Source organism: Cryptosporangium phraense (assembly GCF_006912135.1).
Classification (GTDB): domain Bacteria; phylum Actinomycetota; class Actinomycetes; order Mycobacteriales; family Cryptosporangiaceae; genus Cryptosporangium; species Cryptosporangium phraense.
Genome location: NZ_VIRS01000004.1, coordinates 326,695 through 343,851, shown reverse-complemented (window position 1 = coordinate 343,851; position 17,157 = coordinate 326,695). Strand labels below are relative to the sequence as shown.

Here is a 17,157-nt window from a genome sequence, read left to right as displayed (position 1 = left end):
AACTAACACTGTTAGGAGAGACGCCGTGGTCGACTTCGCCTTGTCCGACGAACAGCGCGCGGTCCGCGACTGGGTGCGGACGTTCGTCGAGCGCGAACTGATCCCGCTCGAGCCCGAGGTGTTGCGACGCGAGCGCGCCGGGGAGCCCGGCATCACCCGTGAGGAGAGCCGGGCGCTGCAGCGGAAGGCGCGCGAGTCCGGGTTCTGGGGCATCCTGACGCCCGAGGAGTACGGCGGCATGAACCTCGGCGCGATCACCGCGTCGGTGCTCGAGGCCGAGCTGGGCCGCACGTTCGTGCCTTTCCGGTTCGGCGGGGCCGCCGACAACATCCTGTTCCACGGCACGGAGGAGCAGAAGCAGCGCTACCTGCTCCCGACGATCGAGGGCGAGCGCATCTCGTGCTTCGCCATCACCGAGCCCGGCGCCGGTTCGGACGCGAAGGCGATCCGGACGTCGGCCCGCCGCGACGGCGACGAGTGGGTGATCAACGGCGAGAAGACGTTCATCACCCAGGGCAACGAGGCCGACTTCACGATGGTCTTCGCGGTGACCGATCGCGAGAAGGGCGCCAACGGCGGGGTGACGTGCTTCCTCGTCGACCGGGACATGGGCTGGAAGTCCGAGCCGATCCAGACGATGGGCGAGTGGGGCCCGGCCGCGCTGGTGTTCGACAACGTGCGGGTGCCGGCCGAGAACGTGCTGGGTGAGGTCGGGTTCGGGTTCGCGCTGGCCCTGCAGTGGATCGGCCAGGGACGCTATCTGCTGCCGTCCCGGGCGATCGGCTCCTGCGAGCGGCTGATCGAGATGGCCGTGCAGCAGGCCAACACCCGCTCGACGTTCGGCGAGCTGCTGGCCGAGCGGCAGGCCATCCAGTGGATGATCGCCGACTCGGTGGTGGAGCTGCAGGCCCTGCGCCTGCTGGTGCTGCACGCGGCCTGGCAGGTGGAGTCCGGCCAGGATTCGCGTCAGGCCCAGTCGATAGCCAAGCTCTACGGCGGCGTGAAGGCGAACGAGATCGTCGACCGGGTGCTCCAGATTCACGGTGGGATGGGGTACACCCGGGAGCTGCCGATCGAGCGTTGGTACCGAGAGCTCCGCCTGCTACGCATCTACGAGGGCACCGACGAGATCCAGCGTCGCACGATCGCCCGAAACGTCCTGAAGGGGCACGTGGCCATCTAGGGCAGGATCGCGCCCTCGCGTTTCAGGGTTCGGACGATCGGGTTGGTCTCGATGTGGTGGATCGCCGGGATCGCCGACACGCGCTGGGTCAGGTACTCGTACAGGGCCCCCACGTCTTTGCACACCAGACTGGCCACCAGATTCGACGGGCCCGTCGTCGCGGCCACGAACGGCACCTCCGGGTGCCTCGCCAGCGTCTCCGCGGCCTCGACCATCGCGTGCGGGGCCACCGACAGCCACATCATCGCCTCCATCTGCAGCCCCAACGCCGGTCCGGGCACGTCCACGTCGAAATGCAGGGCACCGGACCGGCGGAGGTCGGTCAGCCGGCGACGGACGGTCGTCTCCGACCAGCCGGTCGCCGAGGCGAGCTCGGGCAGCCCGGCGCGGCCGTCGCGGTTGAGCGCGGTGATCAGCGCACGGTCGCCCGGTCCCAGCTCGGGCACGTCGTCGTGCGGGTCGTGCGGCGGGCTGATCGCCGCGACCTGCTCCTCGGTGAGCGCGCCGATCTTGGTGAAGAGCGAGTCGGGGCCGCCGTAGAACATGTGGATCAGGCAGTGCGCGCTGATCCCGACGATCCGCGGCGTCCGGTGCAGCTTGTTGAGCAGCAGCGCGTCGGTCTCGGCCTTCGTCCGCGACCGGGTGACGCAACTGATCTCGGTGCCGCCCGACGCCAGCCGCACCCACGCCGTGTCCGGACGCCGGGCCAGCGCGTCGGCGATCGACTGGGCGGCGTCCGGCGTGCACTGCAGGCGCAGGTACCAGGACGTCGCACCGATCCGCCAGGTGTTCAGGTTGCCGACCACCCGCAGCTCCTCGTCGGCCCGCAACCGGCGGTAGCGGCGGGCGACGGTCTGGTCGGAGACGCCGAGCACCTCGGCGATCCGGCTGAACGACGCCCGGCCGTCGAGTTGCAGCGCGTGGACGATCTGACGGTCGAGTTCGTCGAGCATGATCCCTCCGAGTCGAGAGTATCCGCCGAAAAGGCGTCGCCGATGTCGAGATCTGTCGCCCCACGCGCGCCTGGATGGCGCGTGCAACGAACCTCCAGGACAGTAGGTCCCGGACCCGGGCGAGCGCCCGGGGTAGGAAGAGGAACTCCAAATGCGCAAGTGGATGCCCCTGATCGCGATCGGGTTGGGCACCTTCATGCTGCTGATCGACGTCACGATCGTGAACGTCGCTCTGCCCGACATCGCGTCCGACCTGCAGACCGGCCTCGGCGACCTCCAGTGGGTCATCGACATCTACGCGTTGGCGCTGGCCGCGCTCCTGCTCGGCGTCGGATCCCTGGCCGACCGGTTCGGCCGGAAACGGGTCTACCTCGTCGGGATGGTGCTGTTCGCGCTGTCCTCCCTCGGCTGCGCGCTGGCCACCAGCTCCGAGACGCTGATCGCCGCCCGCGCGGTGCAGGGCATCGGCGGTGCGGCGATGTTCGCGACCACGATCGCGCTGATCAACACCGCGTACACGGGCAAGGACCGGGGCATCGCGTTCGGCGTCTGGGGCGCGATCAACGGCGCCGCCGCGGCGGCCGGCCCGATCCTCGGCGGTCTGCTGGCCGAGACGTTCGGCTGGCCGTCGATCTTCGTGATCAACATCCCGATCAGCATCCTGACGTTCGTCCTGGCGATGCGGGTGCTCAAGGAGACCCGCGACCCGTCGGCGAAGCTCGACCCGGCCGGCGTGGTGACGTTCACGATCTCCGCCGCAGCGGTCACCTACGGGCTGATCCGGGCGGCCGAGGACGGCTGGACCGAGACCGCCGCGATCGTCGCCTGGATCGTCGGAGCGGTCGCGCTGGCCGCGTTCCTGCTGGTCGAGCGCTCCCGCGCCTACCCGATGCTCGACCTGGCGCTGTTCAAGCGACCGGCGTTCACCGGCCTGATGCTCGGCGCGATCATGCTGCAGGCCGGCGCGTTCAGCGCGATGGCGTTCACGTCGCTCTGGGTGCAGTCGGTGCTGGGACTCGGCCCGATCGGGGCCGGCGCGGTGTTCCTGCCGCTGTCGATCTTCTCGCTGGTCGTCTCCGTGCTCACCGGGCGGTTCCTGCACGACCGGATTCCCGCCGGAACCGTCATCGGGATCGGGATCGCGCTGGTCGGGGCCGGTAGTGCGCTGATGGCGCTGGTCAGCGACGGCTCGTCCTGGAGCGTCCTGCTGCCGGGCCTGGCCGTGATGGGCATCGGTGTGGGGATGGCGATGCCGACGCTCTCGTCCGCGGCGACCGCGGCCGTGCCGCGCGAGCGCAGCGGCATGGCCGGTGGTGCGGTGACGATGTTCCGCCAGCTCGGGTACGTGCTCGGGATCGCGGTGCTCGGCGCGGTGTTCGCCGGCCGGGTCGAGTCGGTCGTCCGCGACAACGGCTCGCTGGACGACCCGCACCGGGTCGCGGACCTGATCTCCGGCGGTCAGGCGCGGGTCGTCGCGCAGAGCGCGCCGGCCGCGGCCCGCGGCGCGGCCGAGGACCTGGTGCACCAGGCCTTCGCCACCGGCCTGCGGACGATCTTCCTGCTCGCGGCCGCGATCGCCCTGGTCGGAGCCTTGGCGACGCTCATTCTGACGCGCCTGCGCAGCAACACTCCGGCCGAGGCGCCGGCCTGGACGGCCGAGAAGACCGGGCAGTCCGAGCCGGTGTCGGTAGCGAGTCCGGAGTAATTCGGGAGCAGAGCACTTGAGTCCGGTCCCGGCCCGCCGATCAGTCGCGCATGCGCGGGATCGAGGGACTGCAGATGAAGCACTGTTTGCTTCTGCTGGGCGTCGGCGGGGTGGTGAGCACGGCGATCGTGCTCGTCATCGTCGGCGCCTGGCAGACGAACAGCTTCAGTGACCATGCCCGTGAGAACGTCGCCAGCCTGAGCGCGGCCGATCTGGACCACGTCGCCCAGGGCGTCGACCGGCTGACCAGCACGGCCGGCGCGGCGATCCAGACGCAGGTCAACAGCGGTATGACGGTGGCCACGACCGTGCTGGCCCAGCGTGGCGGGGCCACCCTCTCGGGAAGCACCGTGACCTGGAACGCGATCAACCAGACCAGCCAGGCGGCCCGGTCGGTCACGCTGCGCCGGATGCTGGTCGGCGGCACCTGGCTCGGCCAGAACCGCAGCCCGAGCGTCCGGACCCCGCTGGTCGACGACATCCGCAGCATGGTCGGCGGCACGGTCACGGTCTTCCAGCGGATGAACCCGGCCGGCGACCTGCTCCGCGTCGCGACGAACGTCAGGACGAAGACCGGCGCCCGGGCGATCGGCACCTACATCCCGGCGACGGCCGCCGACGGGTCACCCAATGCGGTGGCCGCGGCGATCAAGAGCGGCAAGCCGTACCGGGGCGTCGCGAAGGTCGTCGACACCTGGTACGTCACTGCGTACAACCCGCTGCGGAACGCGTCCGGGCAGGTGATCGGAGCCATCTACGTCGGGATTCCGCAGGCCGAGGCGACCGCCTCGCTGCGCGCGGCGATCGCCGCGACCAAGGTCGGGACGAACGGCGGGGTCACGGTCTACAGCACCGGCGCCGCCGACCAGGGACGCGTCCTGGCCGCGACCGACCCCGACCGCGTCGGCGCCGACGCTCTGGACGAGACGGACGCCGACGGAAAAACGTACGTGCGCCAGATCATCGAGACGGCCGGCGGGCTCGACGCGAACCAGATCGTCACCAGGAACTACCGCCTGCCGGGCATCGAGAACACCACGGCCGCCGCCACCCGGGTCGCGATCTCGTACTACGCGGCCTACGGCTGGGCGATCGAGGTCGCGTCCTACCTGCCCGACCACGACGACGCGATCGAGCAGATCGACTCCGAGCGCAACGCCATGCTCTGGGCGTTCGTGATCGCCGGGCTCGTGCTGGCGGCGATCGGCGGGGCGATCGCCTGGATCTGGGCCCACCGGCTGTCGGACCGGATGGAGCGCCTGACCGGGTCCCTGGTCGGGCTGTCGCACCGGGACCTCACCGTCGACGTCTCGGTCGACGGGCCGGACGAGATCGGCCGGATGGGCTCGGCGCTGCGCACCGCGATCGGTGAACTGCGTGAACTGCTCTCCGGGATCAGCCGCGCGTCGACCGACGTGGCCGGGGCGGCCGGTTGGGTGTCCGCCGCCGGGACCGCGCTGGCCGGCTCGTCGAGCCGGGCGTCCGAGCAGACCGGGGAGGCCACGCACGCGGCCTCCGAGGTCAGCGACAACGTCCAGATGGTCTCCGAGAGCTCCGAGCAGATGGGCGCGGCGATCGCCGAGATCACCACGAACGCGCAGGAGGCGGCCGAGGTGGCGCGGGAGAGCGTGCAGCTCTCCCAGCAGGCCGGGGAGGTGATCGCGAAGCTCGGCGAGTCCGGCACCCGGATCGCCGAGGTGGTGAAGGCGATCAACGGGATCGCCGAACAGACCAACCTGCTCGCGCTCAACGCGACGATCGAGGCGGCTCGGGCCGGCGAGTCCGGCAAGGGCTTCGCGGTGGTGGCGAGCGAGGTCAAGGACCTCGCCCAGGAGACCGCCAGGGCCACCGAGGACGTCACCGCGCGGGTCGAGGAGATCGCCGACGACACCCGGCACGCGGTGGCGGCGATCGAGGGCATCTCGAGCGCGATCGCCCGGGTCAACGACTTCCAGACCGCGATCGCCGCGGCCGTCGAGCAGCAGACGGCGGCCACCGGCGAGATGAGCCGCAACGTCGGGGTCGCGGCCGACCGGAGCGACGAGATCGCCCGCAGCCTGGGGGCGGTCCTGGTCACGGTCGACACGACCCGGGACGCCGTGCGCGACTCCCAGCAGGCGGCCGACGAGCTGAACGGCACCGCGCGTCACCTCACCGAGCTGGTGGCCCGATTCACGCTGTGACGAGTCCGCCGCTCGCGGCTCAACCGAGTTCGGCCGCTCGGGCTTCGAAGAGGGTTCGTTCGCTCTCGTTGTGGGTGAGGGTGGCGGCTCGGCGGAACTCGGCCGCGGCTTCCGGCGTGCGGTCCAGCTGGGCCAGCAGCTCGCCTCGCACGGCCGGGCGCTGGGGGTAGTCGCGCAGCGCGCGTTCCGCGCTCAGTGCGTCCACGATCCGCAGCCCCCGCGCCGGGTCCCCGGCCTTCCCGACCGCGACCGCCTGGTTGAGCCGGACGACCGGCGACGGCCGGACGTACACCAGCACCTCGTAGAGCGCGGCGATCCGGCCCCAGTCGGTGTCGTCGGACGAGACCGCGCGGGCATGGCAGGCGGCGATCGCGGCCTGCAGCGTGTACGGGCCGCCGCCGAGCGTCTCGGCGCGGTCGAGCGCGGCCAGGCCCCGGCGGATCAGCAGCCGGTCCCACCGGCGCCGGTCCTGGTCGCCGAGCAGCACCGGCCGCCCGTCGGCGTCGGTGCGGGCCGGCAGCCGGGACGCCTGCAGCTCCATCAGCGCGACCAGCCCGTGCACCTCGGGTTCGTCCGGCAGCAGGCCGGCCAGCACCCGGCCGAGGCGCATCGCCTCCGAACAGAGCGCGGGCCGCGCCCAGTCGGTCCCGCTCGTCGCCGAGTACCCCTCGTTGAAGATCAGATAGACGACGCCGAGCACGGCGCCGAGCCGCTCGGCGGTCTCGGCCGGCGTCGGCATCGTGAATCCGACCCCGGAGAGCATCCGCTTGGCCCGGACGATCCGCTGGGCGGCCGTCGCTTCGGGAATCAGGAACGCCCGCGCGATCTCGACCGTGCTCAACCCGCCCAGCAGCCGCAGCGTCAGCGCGACCTTGCCCTCGGTGGAGAGCACCGGGTGGGCCGCGGTGAAGATCAGCCGGAGCAGGTCGTCGCCGATGTGGTCGTCCAGGTCGGTCCCGTCCTCGACCCCGCCCTCGGCGTCGCGGCTGAACAGCCGGAGTTTCTCGGCGTACCGGGTGCGACGCCGGATCACGTCGATCGCCCGGTGCCTCGCGGTCGCCCGGAGCCACGGCCCCGGGTCGTCCGGTACGCCGTCGCGCGGCCACTGCTCGAGCGCGATGACCAGCGTGTCCTGCGCGATCTCCTCGGCCAGCCCGACGTCGTTCACCAGGCGGGCGATGCCGGCCACGATGTGCGCGCCGTCGATGCGCCAGACCGCATCGACGACGCGCCGCACCGATTCGACACTCACATCGGGAAGTCTTCCGGACCGAACAGCTTGAGGACGTCGACCTCGCCCTCCCAGCCGGGCCAGAGGTCACGGTGCACCTTGAGGAACCGGGACGCCCACTCGACGGCCTCCTCCTTGGCCCCGACGTCGTACACCGCGTAGCTGATGACCTCCTTCGACTCCGCGAACGGACCGTCGGTGGTGGTGAGCTCGCCGCCGGCCAGCGTCACCCGGGCTCCGCTGGCGCTGGGGGCCAGCCCGGACGTGTCGAGCAGCGCGCCGGACTTCGTCGCCTCCTCGCCGAGCGTCATGATCGCGGCCATCAGCTCGGGCGGCGGCGGGGTCGTCGAGTGGGTGCCACGCAGCAGAGTCAGGTATCGCATGTCAGAGGGCCTTTCCTCGGAAGTGGAGACAAACCAGCGTCAGCCAGACGAACGACAGGACCACCGCGGCGGTGAACCCGAGCAGCGCCCAGGCCGCACCGCCGCTGGCGGCCAGGGCCACGAACGCGACGCCAAACATCGCGCCGGTGACCCGGGAGAAGACCGGCCGGTACCGCCGGGCGACGACGAAGCACGCGGCCACGAGCCCGACGAACCCGATGCCCCCGCAGACGAAGTGCAGCGTGCCGTGCCAGCTCATCGGCACGACCTCGGGCGTCCCGGCCGGGAAGCCCCGCCCGGGATCGGCGCGGAAGATCCCGCTGCCGATCAGCCCGAGGCCGTACAGCCCGAGCGGCAGCCCCGCACGGGTGTGCAGCCCGACGGCGGCGGCCGTCACCAAAGACCCGGTGACCAGGAACAACGTGATGTGTACCCAGCCGTACGGGCCGTTGGAGAGCTGGCTCCAGGCGTGCCGGGTCGGATCGAAGCCGTCGCGGACCGACGCTTCGATCAGCGAGACCCCCAGGTAGAGCGGCCCGGCGACGGCGCCGGCGGTCAAGAGGCGAGCGTCGGTTCGCCGCACGGCGGCGGTGACGGTCATCCGGACTCCTTCGAGATCGGGGCCGCTTCCCGGCCCTTCACCCCTCTCTCGAACGAGGTTCCGCCGGATCGACACCGCGCCCGAAGAACTTTTCAGGGCCGGACGACGCGGTCGGCGCGCGCTCTGGTGGACGCGATGAGGTCGGCGTTGCGCTGGTCGGTGCCGTAGCTCCAGGCCCGGGCCGCCTCGGGTTCCTTCCCGAACGCGATGTGCCGGGCGACCAGCCGGTCCATCCGCACTTCCTCGTCCACTTCGAGGTACCAGACCTCGTCCAGGAGCCCGCGCACGGCGGCCCAGGGGCCGTCGTCCACCAGGAGGTAGTTGCCTTCGGTGACGACGAGCGGCACCGCGGACGGAACCGGGAGCGCGCACGCGATCGGTTCCTCGATCTCGCGGACGAAGCGCGGGGCGTAGACCAGGTCGTCGGCGGGGTCGCGCAGACGGCGGAGCAGAGCGACGTACCCGGCGGCGTCGAACGTGTCGACCGCGCCCTTGCGGTCGCGCCGGCCGAGCCGGAGCAGCTCCTCGTTGGCCAGGTGGAACCCGTCCATCGGGACGAGGACGGCGAGCGGGTCCAACGCCTCGACCAGCGAAGCGGCCAGCGTGGACTTGCCGGCGCCGGGGGCTCCGGTGAGGCCGAGAATGCGCCGCGGGCCGGACGCCAGTTCCCGGGCCCGGTCCAGCAGGGAAGGGTTCACAGCTGCTCCAACCAGTCGCGCGGCCCGGCGACCGAGCACCGCAGCGCGGCCACCCGGACTCCGGTCGAAAGTGCTGTCACGAACGACGAGCCGGTGGCCAGCGCATACGCGAAGGCGCCGTGGAACGCGTCACCGGCGCCGAGCGTGTCCCGCACGACGACCGACGGTACCGGCACTTCCCCCGACCGCCCGCCGGACCACCAGAGCACCGGGTCCGGCCCGCGGGTCACCGCGACGTGCGGAACCTCGAGCGAGGACGGCGACGGGAACACCGCTGAACACACCGCGTAGTCGATCGACGGCAGCAGCTCGGACAGCACCGGCTTCCAGCTGCCGCCGTCGAGCACGGTCGGCGCGTCCGTGCGCACCGCGGCCCGGGCCAGGTCGGGGTGGTGGCCGTCGACCAGGACGACGTCAGCGCCCGTGGTGAGGTCCTCCGGCGGCTGGGCCGGGTGCGCGGCCCAGTACTCGCCCGCGTTGATCGACGACACCTGCCGGTCGCCGGTGTCGTCGATGACCTGGATGAGCGAGACCGCGGGGGAGACGGTCGCCGCCGGGGCCGCGTCCCGGACCTCCACTCCGTGCGAGGCCAGCTCGTTCGCCGCGTACCGGGCCAGCGGGTGCGCACCCAGCGCTGTGACGAGCGTCGCGTCCCCGCCCAGCCGGGCAAATGCCACCGCCGCGTTTGCGGCCGGGCCGCCGGCGGAGATGTCTTGGCGCAGTGCCGTCACCTTCTCGTTCGGTCGCACCGGTCGTTCCAGCCGATGGACGACGTCGACCGTCGCGATACCGACGAACACCCCACGTGACATGAATCTGAGCCTATGAGGTGGGATTACGGCATGCACCGCCTCCGACTCGAACCGCTGGATTGGGTCGGCCTGGGCCTGTTCGCGGCCGGTCTGCTGGCGCTGGCGTTCCGGCTGGTACCGCTGCACGACGCCGAAGGGACGATGCACCGGGTCGTGCCGCTGCTGATCTTCCTCGGCACGGTGATCGTGCTGGCCGAGCTCACCGCGCAGGCCCAGGTGTTCGACGTGGTCGCGAGCTGGCTCGCGCGGCTCGGCCGGGGCCGGTACCCGGTGCTGTTCGCGCTCTGCGTGGGGTTCGCGACGCTGGTCACCGCCGTGCTCAACCTTGACACGACCGCGGTGTTGCTGACCCCGGTGATGATCGCGCTCGGCACCCGGCTCGGCGTCCGGCCGTTGCCGTTCGCGATGACGACGGTGTGGCTGGCCAACACCGCGAGCCTGCTGCTGCCGGTCTCGAACCTGACGAACCTGCTGGCGGCCGATCGGGTGGGGCTGTCGCCGGTCGCGTTCGCGGTCCGGATGGCGCTGCCCGAGCTGGCCTCGGTGCTGGCGACGGCGCTGTGTCTGTGGGTCTTCTACTGGCGGCGGGTCGCCGGACAGAACTACGAGGTGCCCGACCCGCACCGGCCCCCGGACCGGCGTCTGACCGGCGTCTGCGCCGCCGCCTGCGTCCTGTTCGTGCTCCTGGTGCTGGTCGGGGTTCCGCTGGAGGTCGGCGCGCCGGTCTGCGCGGTCGTCGTCCTGGTGGCGTTCGCGGTGCGCGACCGCTCCGCCCTGCGGTGGTCGCTGATCCCGTGGCGGCTCCTGGTCCTCGTCACCGGCCTGTTCCTGGTGATGGACGCGATCGGCCGGCTCGGCCTCTCCGACCTGCTCCGGACGGTGCTGGGCGACGACCCGTCGGACGGACGGGTCGCGGCCGTGGGCGCGGTGATGGCGAACCTGGTCAACAACCTGCCCGCGTACGTGGCGGTGGAGGCGGCGGTACCGCACGATGCGCTGCTCGCGCTGCTGATCGGGGTGAACGTCGGGCCGATCGTGGTGCCGTGGGCGTCGGTGGCGACGCTGCTCTGGTACGAACGCTGCCGGGCCGCCGGCGTGCCGATCTCCTGGGTCCGCTTCGTGCTGACCAGCGCGGTCACCGCGGCGGTGGCCCTGCTGGCCGCGGTTCTAGTCCGTTAGGCGCTCGGGCCGGATGCCGACGCCGATCAGGCGGGCCGGGATCGCCTGCAGGGCCGGGAACCGGCGCAGCATCCGCAGCGGGAACGGCGCGGTCACCGGACGGCCGCCGGCCAGCACCGGCCGGATCACCGCGTTCTGGGCCAGCCGCTGGAACAGCTGGGTGCCGATCGTCGGCAGCGTGCGCCGGCGCTGGACCTCGGCCAGCACCGCGCTGGAGAGTTTCCGCTCGCGCAGCGGCTTCGCCAGGATCCGCGCGGCCGCGACCGCGTCCTGCACCGCGAGGTTGATGCCGACGCCGCCGATCGGCGACATCGCGTGGGCGGCGTCGCCGAGGAGCAGGACGCCCGGCGCGTGCCAGCGGTCGAGCCGGTCGACGGTCACGGTCAGCACCCGGACCGCGTCCCAGTCGTCGATCGCGTCCACCCGGTCGCCGAGGAACGGTGCGAGGTCGGCGATCGACGCCCGGAACGCCGGCAGCCCGTCGGCCTGCACCTGCGCGTAGCCGTTCTTCGGAAACACGTACGCGATCTGCCAGTAGTCGCCGCGGTCGATCGTGATCAGGATCCGGCCCTTGCGGACGTGGCCGATCAGCCCGTCGCCGTCGCCGGCCCGGCGCGGCAGCCGGAACCAGGCGACGTCCATCGGCGCGCCGAAGTCGTGCGAGCGCAGGCCGAGCTTCTCCCGGACCGTCGAGTGACGACCGTCGGCGGCCACGGTCAGCCGGGCCCGGATCTCGCCGTGCTCGGCCGTCCGGACGCCGGTCACCACCCCGTTCTCCCGGATGACGTCGGTGACCTCGGTCGAGCGGAGCAGCGTGAACCCGGGGGACTGGGCCGCGTGCCGGGCCAGCATCTCCAGCAGGTCCCACTGCGGGACCAGCGCGATGTACGGGTGCCGGATCGACAGCCGGTCGAAGTCGACGGCCGGCCACTCGCCGTCCGGCAGGTCGATGGCCAGGCGGGTGAGCGCCCGGTGGGGGAGCGCGTCGAACTCCTTGCTCAGCCCGAGGTCGGCCAGCAGGTCGAGCGTGGACGGGTGGACGGTGTCGCCGCGGAAGTCACGCAGGAAGTCCTCGTGCTTCTCGCAGACGACGACCTCGGTGCCCTCGCGGGCCAGCAGCAGGCCGAGAACCAGCCCGGCCGGGCCACCGCCCACCACGCAGACGTCGGTCTCCATCGCGCGCCTCCTTCCGGCGAATTCATCGCACGATGAAATAGTACCCCTCTAGGCGCCATCCCTGAGGGCCCTGACCACCTCGGCGTACATCCGCGACTTGATCGTGCCCAGCGTCTCGGCCGGCTTTCCGGCCAGCGGCCGGGCCAGCTCGACGGCGGCCGCGAGGACCTTGCCCTCGTCCGCGACCGCGTCGACGATCCGGGCCGCGGCCGCGTCGGCGCCGCCGTAGCGACGTCCGGTCGTCATCGCCTCGTGCGCGGTCTGCTTCTCCAGCCGGCCCTGGACCAGCGCTGCCATCCCGGCCGTGAACGGCAGCCCGAGGTCGACCTCGGGCAGGCAGAAGTAGCCGCGGTCGGCGCGCATGATCCGGAAGTCGTGGGCCAGGGCCAGCATCGCGCCGGCGCCGAAGTTGTGGCCCTGCACCGCGGCGACGGTCGGGGCCGGGAACACCAGCACCCGGGCCAGCAGCGCCTCGACGTCGGCGACGTAGGTCTGCCACTGGTCCGGGTGCTCGCCCAGCCAGTCGGTGTCGAGACCGTTCGAGAAGAACTTGCCGGTGGCCGAGGTGACCAGGGCCTTCGGGCCGTCGAACGCCTCGACCTCGTCGAGCGAGGCGTTGATCGCGGCCAGCCGGTCGGGGTGGAAGCGGTTCTCGTCGGCCCCCAGGTCGAGGATGAAGACGTCGCCGTCGCGCTGCATCTAGCGTCCTCCGAACTCGGGCGCGCGCCGCTGCGCGAACGCGGTCATCGCCTCGGTGAGGTCGTGCGAGGGCAGGAACGCGGCGTTCCAGGTCGTCACGTACCGCTGCGCGGCCGCGACCCGCTCGGCCCGGTTGACGTCCAGCACTTCCTTGACGCCCTGGACGACGAGAGGCGGGTTGGCGGCGATCTCGTCGGCGAACGCGTGGGCGGCCGCCACCGCCTCCTCGGGGGAAGCGAGCACCTCGTTGAGCAGGCCGATCCGCTCGGCCTTGGCCGCGTCGAAGTCGCGGCCGGTGAGCGCGAGCTCGCGCAGGTGCCCCTCGGAGAGGATGCCGGGCAGACGGGCCAGGCTGCCCATGTCGGCGACGATCGCCATCCGGACCTCGCGGATGCTGAACTTCGCGTCCGCGCTGCCGAACCGTACGTCGCAGGCGGCGAGCAGGTCGATGCCGCCGCCGATGCACCAGCCGCTGATCGCCGCGGCGACCGGCTTCCGGCAGGCTGCCACCTCGTCCAGCGACGTCTGCATCTCGCGGATCTCGTACAGGAAGCGGGTCCGGGCCCGAGCCAGCCCGCCGTCGTCGGCCAGCGTGCTACCGGCGCCGCTGGCGAACGAGGTGAGGTCGAGGCCGTAGGTGAAGTGCGGGCCGGAACCGGTGATCACGATCGCGCGCACGCTCTCGTCGGCCGAGAGCGCCCGGAACAGCCTCGGGGTCTCGGCCCAGAACGCCGGGCCCATCGCGTTGCCCTTGCCCGGTCCGAGCAGCGTCACACGGACGACGGCACCGTCCGTGCCGTGCCGCGTCGCCTCCAGGGCGGTCAGCTTCTCGTCGAACTCGTAGTCCATCGCCGCAGTCTGCCCGAGACGACGAGAGCCCCGCGGCGTCGCGGGGCTCTTTGTCAGAACGGTCTCAGTGAAGTCAGTGGACGAGGTGCGGCGTGCGGTCGACGGCGTCGTCGGTGTCGCTGCTGTGGCGCTCGGCCCGCGCGGTCAGCGGCGAACGCGTCGCCTGACCGCGGAACGAGGAGCGCACACCCCACGCGGCGAGCGCGAGCAGCACCACGGCACCGACCACGATGAGCAGGCCGACGTAAACGCTGGCCGCGGTGAGGAGACCCTGGTCGATCATCCTGATCCCTCCGGTGTCTTTCCGGTCGGTGGGTTTCTACTTCTGTAGAAACTCTCTACACCTGTAGAAGATACGTCGAGATCCGGCGAGCGTCTACAGCTGTAGAAGTCGCGCGCGTCACAGTACGGTGAGCAGCGTGAGCCGCCGAACCGATCTCCTGGACGCGGCGATCGCCCTGGTGGCCGACGCCGGCCTGCGCGGCCTCACCCACCGGGCGGTGGACGCCGCAGCCGGCCTGCCCGAGGGGTCCACCTCGGCCTACTTCCGGACGAGGGCGGCGTTGCTCACCGCGGTCGTCGAGCGGCTGGCCGAACGCATCGGGGCCGACGTCGACGGCCTGGCCGCGGAGGCCGCCCGGCACCCCGGCGACGCGGCCGCGGCGATCGAGCGCACGCTCGAACTCCTGGACTGCTGGCTGTCGGACCCGGCCCCGCTCGCCGCCCGGCTCGAGCTCACGCTGGAGGCGACCCGCCGGCCCGAGCTGAGCGAGGCGATCACCACCTGGCGGACGGCGTTCGAGGCGCTGGTCGCCCGGATCCTCGTCGACGTGGGTCTGGGGAAGGCCGCCGAACGCGCGACGCTGATCGTCGCCTGCGTGGACGGCCTGATGATGCGCGCGCTCTCCCAGGGCCCCTCGGCCCGCGGGGAGTTCCTCGAACAGGCCCGCACTCTGCTCACGGCGCTGCTGGTCAGCGCCCACGTGCTGGACAACGGAGAGAACCCCCTGACGAATGTCATAGGCGTGTGATGACGCCCGATCCGGGGTGCGGCCGCCCCGGAGGCCGATCGTTGTCGGCATGGAGAACACGACGCTGACGCCAACGGCCACCACCGCCGCCGTTCGGCTCACCGGTCTCACCAAGCGCTTCGGCTCGGTCACCGCGGTGGACGACCTCTCGCTCACGATCGAGCCCGGTGAGGTGGTTGCGTTCCTCGGGCCGAACGGGGCCGGCAAGACCACGACCGTCGACATGATGCTGGGCCTGGCCCAGCCGACCGCGGGCACCGTCGAGGTCTACGGCGAGAAGCCGGCCGACGCGGTCGCCCACGGCCGGATCGCCGCGGTCATGCAGAGCGGCGGCCTGCTCAAGGACCTCACGGTCGCGGAGACGGTCCGGATGACCGCCTCGCTGTTCGGCCGCACCCGCCCGGTCGACGAGGTGCTCCGCCGCGCCGGCATCGCCGAGATCGCCGACCGTCGCGTCGGCAAGTGCTCCGGCGGCCAGCAGCAGCGGCTCCGGTTCGCGATGGCGCTCCTGCCCGACCCCGACCTGATGGTCCTGGACGAGCCGACGACCGGCATGGACGTCGAGGGCCGGCGCGAGTTCTGGGGCGCGATCCGGGAGGACGCCCGCCGCGGCCGGACGATCATGTTCGCCACCCACTACCTGGACGAGGCCGACGCCTACGCCGACCGGATCGTGCTGGTCCGGCAGGGCCGCGTGGTCGCGGACGGCACGTCGGCCGAGATCAAGGGCCTGGCGTCGGGGCGGACGGTGCGGGCCACGCTGCCCGGCGCCGACCCGGCGACGCTGGCCGCGCTCCCCGGCGTCGACCAGGTCGAGCTGCGGGGCGACTCGGTGCTGGTGCACGCGTCCGACTCGGACGCGGTGGCCCGGTACCTGCTCAACTCGACGGCCGCCCGGGACCTCGAGATCACCTCGCGCAACCTCGAAGACGCGTTCATCGCGCTCACCACGGACAGCAAGGAGACGGACCGATGACCACCTACGTCGGCGAGCGCCGGACGCCGCGGATGGGCGGCCTGAACTTCACCTACCTGAGCCTGGAGATCCGCCGGATCCTCCGCAACCGCCGGACGCTGTTCTTCATCCTGATCATGCCGGCCGCGTTCTTCCTGCTCTTCGGCCTGCCGCAGAAGGGCCAGCACCTCGACAACGGCCAGCCGGTGGCCGGCTACATCATGATCAGCCTGGCCGTCTACGGCGCGATGGTCGCGACCACCAGCGGTGGCGCGGGCGTCGCGGTGGAGCGGGCCCAGGGCTGGAGCCGCCAGCTGCGGCTGACTCCGCTCAGGCCCTCGGCCTACATCGCGACCAAGGTGCTGAGCGCGATGACGCTGGGCCTGGCCGCGGTGATCGTCGAGTTCGTCGTCGGTGGGGTCGCCGGCGTGCGGATGCCGATGCACGTCTGGGTGCTGGCCGGGCTGGCGGCCTGGATCGGTTCGCTGGTGTTCGCCGCGTTCGGCCTGTTCATCGGGTACCTGGTTCCGGCCGAGAACGTGATGCAGTTCCTCGGCCCGATCCTGGCCATCCTGGCGATGTTCGGCGGGCTGTTCGTGCCGCTGGAGGTCCTGCCGCACGCGTTCCAGGAGATCGCGAAGTGGACCCCGGTCTACGGGATCGGCACGATCGCCCGGAGCCCGCTGACCGGCGACTCGGTGACGATGACCGAGGTGGTCAACGTGATCGCCTGGACCGTCGCGTTCAGCCTCGGCGCCGCCCGGCTCTTCAAGCGGGACACCGCCCGCGTCTGACGCTCTCCTCCCGAAGGGCCCCCGCGAGGGGGCCCTTCGGTATTACGCAGGGTGATTCAGGGCGGCCGCACAGCTCGCGTTCAGCCGGGCCTCACGGCGGCCGCCGATCGTGGAGGCATCAGCGGACGAGAGGACGAAACGATGACCGCCGTTGCTGCTCCCCTGCTTCCCCCGGCGCTCCGAGCCCTCGGACGGCACCGCGCCCGGGCCCGTGGCCCGCGCCTGGCGGTGGCGGCGGCGGTCCTGGCCGCCGCGGCCACGTTCTCGCTCACGGTGAGCGGGGGAGTGACGACGCTCCCGACCGAGTCCCCGGCCCTGTCCGCGGCCAGCCAGACCGTATCCACCGGCCTGGCCCTCGTCGGCCGGAACGACCGATGACCGTCGTCCCGCAGGCGCTCGTCGCGCGGCTCGAGAGCCTCTGGAATCCGACGCTCCCGGACAGCGACCTGCACCGCCTGTACGCCGGGGTGGGGACGATGGTCCCGGTCGAGCCGGAGACCGTCGCGCTGGTCGAACTGGCCACCCGCGCGGCCCGGCGCGAGCCCGACCCGTCGCCGGCTCTGCGCGATGTCGTCATCGACCGGCGGCACGGCCGGGTCGGCCTGCCCGAACTCGACCTGCTCGATCTCCGGGCGATGGCTCCGGTGCTGACGGCCGCGCTGCTCGGGCGCTACCTGGAGGAGCGGGCCGCATAAAACATACAGTCTTGACTGTATGCGGTCCGG

Annotated in this window: 19 protein-coding genes; 9 read left to right on the top strand and 10 right to left on the bottom strand. The window is 71.9% G+C overall.

All coding sequences use genetic code 11. The annotated features are described in order from the left end of the window. Positions 1-25 precede the first annotated feature (25 nt). Positions 26-1,183, top strand: coding sequence for an acyl-CoA dehydrogenase family protein (locus FL583_RS08600; protein ID WP_142703984.1), 1,158 nt, complete (start codon positions 26-28; stop codon positions 1,181-1,183). Here the strand turns inward: FL583_RS08600 and FL583_RS08595 are convergent. After that, positions 1,180-2,136: an Lrp/AsnC family transcriptional regulator gene (locus FL583_RS08595; RefSeq protein WP_142703983.1), complete on the bottom strand. Its 957-nt coding sequence runs from the start codon at positions 2,134-2,136 to the stop codon at positions 1,180-1,182. The two genes, FL583_RS08600 and FL583_RS08595, sit on opposite strands and share 4 nt — an antisense overlap. Positions 2,137-2,287: 151 nt before the next feature. On the opposite strand from FL583_RS08595, the gene FL583_RS08590 reads away from it, so the two are divergent. After that, positions 2,288-3,841: an MFS transporter gene (locus FL583_RS08590; protein ID WP_205751946.1), complete on the top strand. Its 1,554-nt coding sequence runs from the start codon at positions 2,288-2,290 to the stop codon at positions 3,839-3,841. Between the two features lie 74 nt (positions 3,842-3,915). Then, the gene (locus FL583_RS08585) at positions 3,916-6,024 is read left to right on the top strand and encodes a methyl-accepting chemotaxis protein (protein ID WP_205751945.1); all 2,109 of its coding nucleotides are present in this window, start codon (positions 3,916-3,918) and stop codon (positions 6,022-6,024) included. A 19-nt stretch (positions 6,025-6,043) separates the two neighbouring features. Here FL583_RS08585 and FL583_RS08580 read toward each other — a convergent pair whose 3' ends face one another. The 5 genes from FL583_RS08580 to FL583_RS08560 all read right to left on the bottom strand — a co-directional run bounded on the left by FL583_RS08580 (position 6,044) and on the right by FL583_RS08560 (position 9,749). Continuing rightward, positions 6,044-7,276: an RNA polymerase sigma factor gene (locus tag FL583_RS08580; RefSeq protein WP_240746624.1), complete on the bottom strand. Its 1,233-nt coding sequence runs from the start codon at positions 7,274-7,276 to the stop codon at positions 6,044-6,046. Further along, positions 7,273-7,638, bottom strand: coding sequence for a YciI family protein (locus FL583_RS08575; protein WP_142703981.1), 366 nt, complete (start codon positions 7,636-7,638; stop codon positions 7,273-7,275). Before FL583_RS08575 ends, FL583_RS08580 begins: the two co-directional genes overlap by 4 nt. Position 7,639: 1 nt before the next feature. After that, on the bottom strand, positions 7,640-8,239 hold the full coding sequence (locus FL583_RS08570) for a DUF998 domain-containing protein (RefSeq protein WP_142703980.1): 600 nt from the start codon (positions 8,237-8,239) through the stop codon (positions 7,640-7,642). A 92-nt stretch (positions 8,240-8,331) separates the two neighbouring features. Then, a complete protein-coding gene (locus FL583_RS08565) occupies positions 8,332-8,937 on the bottom strand; it encodes a nucleoside/nucleotide kinase family protein (RefSeq protein WP_142703979.1) in 606 nt (201 codons plus the stop codon). After that, entirely contained in the window at positions 8,934-9,749 is an 816-nt protein-coding gene (locus tag FL583_RS08560) for a PfkB family carbohydrate kinase (RefSeq protein ID WP_142703978.1), read from the bottom strand. The genes FL583_RS08565 and FL583_RS08560 overlap by 4 nt, the downstream gene beginning before the upstream one ends. A gap of 30 nt (positions 9,750-9,779) precedes the next feature. On the opposite strand from FL583_RS08560, the gene FL583_RS08555 reads away from it, so the two are divergent. Next, positions 9,780-10,928: an ArsB/NhaD family transporter gene (locus FL583_RS08555; protein ID WP_142703977.1), complete on the top strand. Its 1,149-nt coding sequence runs from the start codon at positions 9,780-9,782 to the stop codon at positions 10,926-10,928. On the opposite strand, the gene FL583_RS08550 is transcribed toward FL583_RS08555, so the two are convergent. From FL583_RS08550 to FL583_RS08535, 4 genes are all read right to left on the bottom strand, one after another. After that, on the bottom strand, positions 10,917-12,104 hold the full coding sequence (locus FL583_RS08550; RefSeq protein WP_142703976.1) for an FAD-dependent oxidoreductase: 1,188 nt from the start codon (positions 12,102-12,104) through the stop codon (positions 10,917-10,919). The genes FL583_RS08555 and FL583_RS08550 overlap by 12 nt on opposite strands. Positions 12,105-12,152: 48 nt before the next feature. Continuing rightward, positions 12,153-12,803, bottom strand: coding sequence for an enoyl-CoA hydratase-related protein (locus FL583_RS08545; protein WP_142703975.1), 651 nt, complete (start codon positions 12,801-12,803; stop codon positions 12,153-12,155). Continuing rightward, the gene (locus FL583_RS08540; RefSeq protein ID WP_142703974.1) at positions 12,804-13,652 is read right to left on the bottom strand and encodes a crotonase/enoyl-CoA hydratase family protein; all 849 of its coding nucleotides are present in this window, start codon (positions 13,650-13,652) and stop codon (positions 12,804-12,806) included. Between the two features lie 73 nt (positions 13,653-13,725). Then, a complete protein-coding gene (locus FL583_RS08535; protein ID WP_142703973.1) occupies positions 13,726-13,935 on the bottom strand; it encodes a hypothetical protein in 210 nt (69 codons plus the stop codon). A gap of 136 nt (positions 13,936-14,071) precedes the next feature. Here FL583_RS08535 and FL583_RS40020 point away from each other — a divergent pair, with 136 nt between their 5' ends. From FL583_RS40020 to FL583_RS08510, 5 genes are all read left to right on the top strand, one after another. Next, positions 14,072-14,683, top strand: a complete 612-nt coding sequence (locus FL583_RS40020; protein ID WP_170323550.1) for a TetR/AcrR family transcriptional regulator — start codon at positions 14,072-14,074, stop codon at positions 14,681-14,683. 49 nt (positions 14,684-14,732) lie between these two features. Next, positions 14,733-15,659, top strand: a complete 927-nt coding sequence (locus FL583_RS08525) for an ABC transporter ATP-binding protein (RefSeq protein WP_142703972.1) — start codon at positions 14,733-14,735, stop codon at positions 15,657-15,659. After that, a complete protein-coding gene (locus FL583_RS08520; RefSeq protein WP_142703971.1) occupies positions 15,656-16,432 on the top strand; it encodes an ABC transporter permease in 777 nt (258 codons plus the stop codon). The genes FL583_RS08525 and FL583_RS08520 overlap by 4 nt, the downstream gene beginning before the upstream one ends. A gap of 141 nt (positions 16,433-16,573) precedes the next feature. Further along, positions 16,574-16,810: a hypothetical protein gene (locus FL583_RS08515; protein ID WP_142703970.1), complete on the top strand. Its 237-nt coding sequence runs from the start codon at positions 16,574-16,576 to the stop codon at positions 16,808-16,810. Then, positions 16,807-17,127 carry an FAD:protein FMN transferase gene (locus FL583_RS08510; protein ID WP_142703969.1) on the top strand — a complete coding sequence of 107 codons (321 nt, stop codon included), beginning with the start codon at positions 16,807-16,809 and terminating at the stop codon, positions 17,125-17,127. The genes FL583_RS08515 and FL583_RS08510 overlap by 4 nt, the downstream gene beginning before the upstream one ends. The last annotated feature ends 30 nt before the right edge of the window (positions 17,128-17,157 follow it).

Bases quoted from the DNA above. Each gene is read 5' to 3' on its own strand.
- FL583_RS08595 (WP_142703983.1), bottom strand. From the start codon at position 2,136: ATGCTCGACGAACTCGACCGTCAGATCGTCCACGCGCTGCAACTCGAC.
- FL583_RS08590 (WP_205751946.1), top strand. From the start codon at position 2,288: ATGCGCAAGTGGATGCCCCTGATCGCGATCGGGTTGGGCACCTTCATG.
- FL583_RS08585 (WP_205751945.1), top strand. From the start codon at position 3,916: ATGAAGCACTGTTTGCTTCTGCTGGGCGTCGGCGGGGTGGTGAGCACG.
- FL583_RS08575 (WP_142703981.1), bottom strand. From the start codon at position 7,638: ATGCGATACCTGACTCTGCTGCGTGGCACCCACTCGACGACCCCGCCG.
- FL583_RS08570 (WP_142703980.1), bottom strand. From the start codon at position 8,239: ATGACCGTCACCGCCGCCGTGCGGCGAACCGACGCTCGCCTCTTGACC.
- FL583_RS08560 (WP_142703978.1), bottom strand. From the start codon at position 9,749: ATGTCACGTGGGGTGTTCGTCGGTATCGCGACGGTCGACGTCGTCCAT.
- FL583_RS08555 (WP_142703977.1), top strand. From the start codon at position 9,780: ATGCACCGCCTCCGACTCGAACCGCTGGATTGGGTCGGCCTGGGCCTG.
- FL583_RS08550 (WP_142703976.1), bottom strand. From the start codon at position 12,104: ATGGAGACCGACGTCTGCGTGGTGGGCGGTGGCCCGGCCGGGCTGGTT.
- FL583_RS08545 (WP_142703975.1), bottom strand. From the start codon at position 12,803: ATGCAGCGCGACGGCGACGTCTTCATCCTCGACCTGGGGGCCGACGAG.
- FL583_RS08540 (WP_142703974.1), bottom strand. From the start codon at position 13,652: ATGGACTACGAGTTCGACGAGAAGCTGACCGCCCTGGAGGCGACGCGG.
- FL583_RS08535 (WP_142703973.1), bottom strand. From the start codon at position 13,935: ATGATCGACCAGGGTCTCCTCACCGCGGCCAGCGTTTACGTCGGCCTG.
- FL583_RS08525 (WP_142703972.1), top strand. From the start codon at position 14,733: ATGGAGAACACGACGCTGACGCCAACGGCCACCACCGCCGCCGTTCGG.
- FL583_RS08520 (WP_142703971.1), top strand. From the start codon at position 15,656: ATGACCACCTACGTCGGCGAGCGCCGGACGCCGCGGATGGGCGGCCTG.
- FL583_RS08515 (WP_142703970.1), top strand. From the start codon at position 16,574: ATGACCGCCGTTGCTGCTCCCCTGCTTCCCCCGGCGCTCCGAGCCCTC.
- FL583_RS08510 (WP_142703969.1), top strand. From the start codon at position 16,807: ATGACCGTCGTCCCGCAGGCGCTCGTCGCGCGGCTCGAGAGCCTCTGG.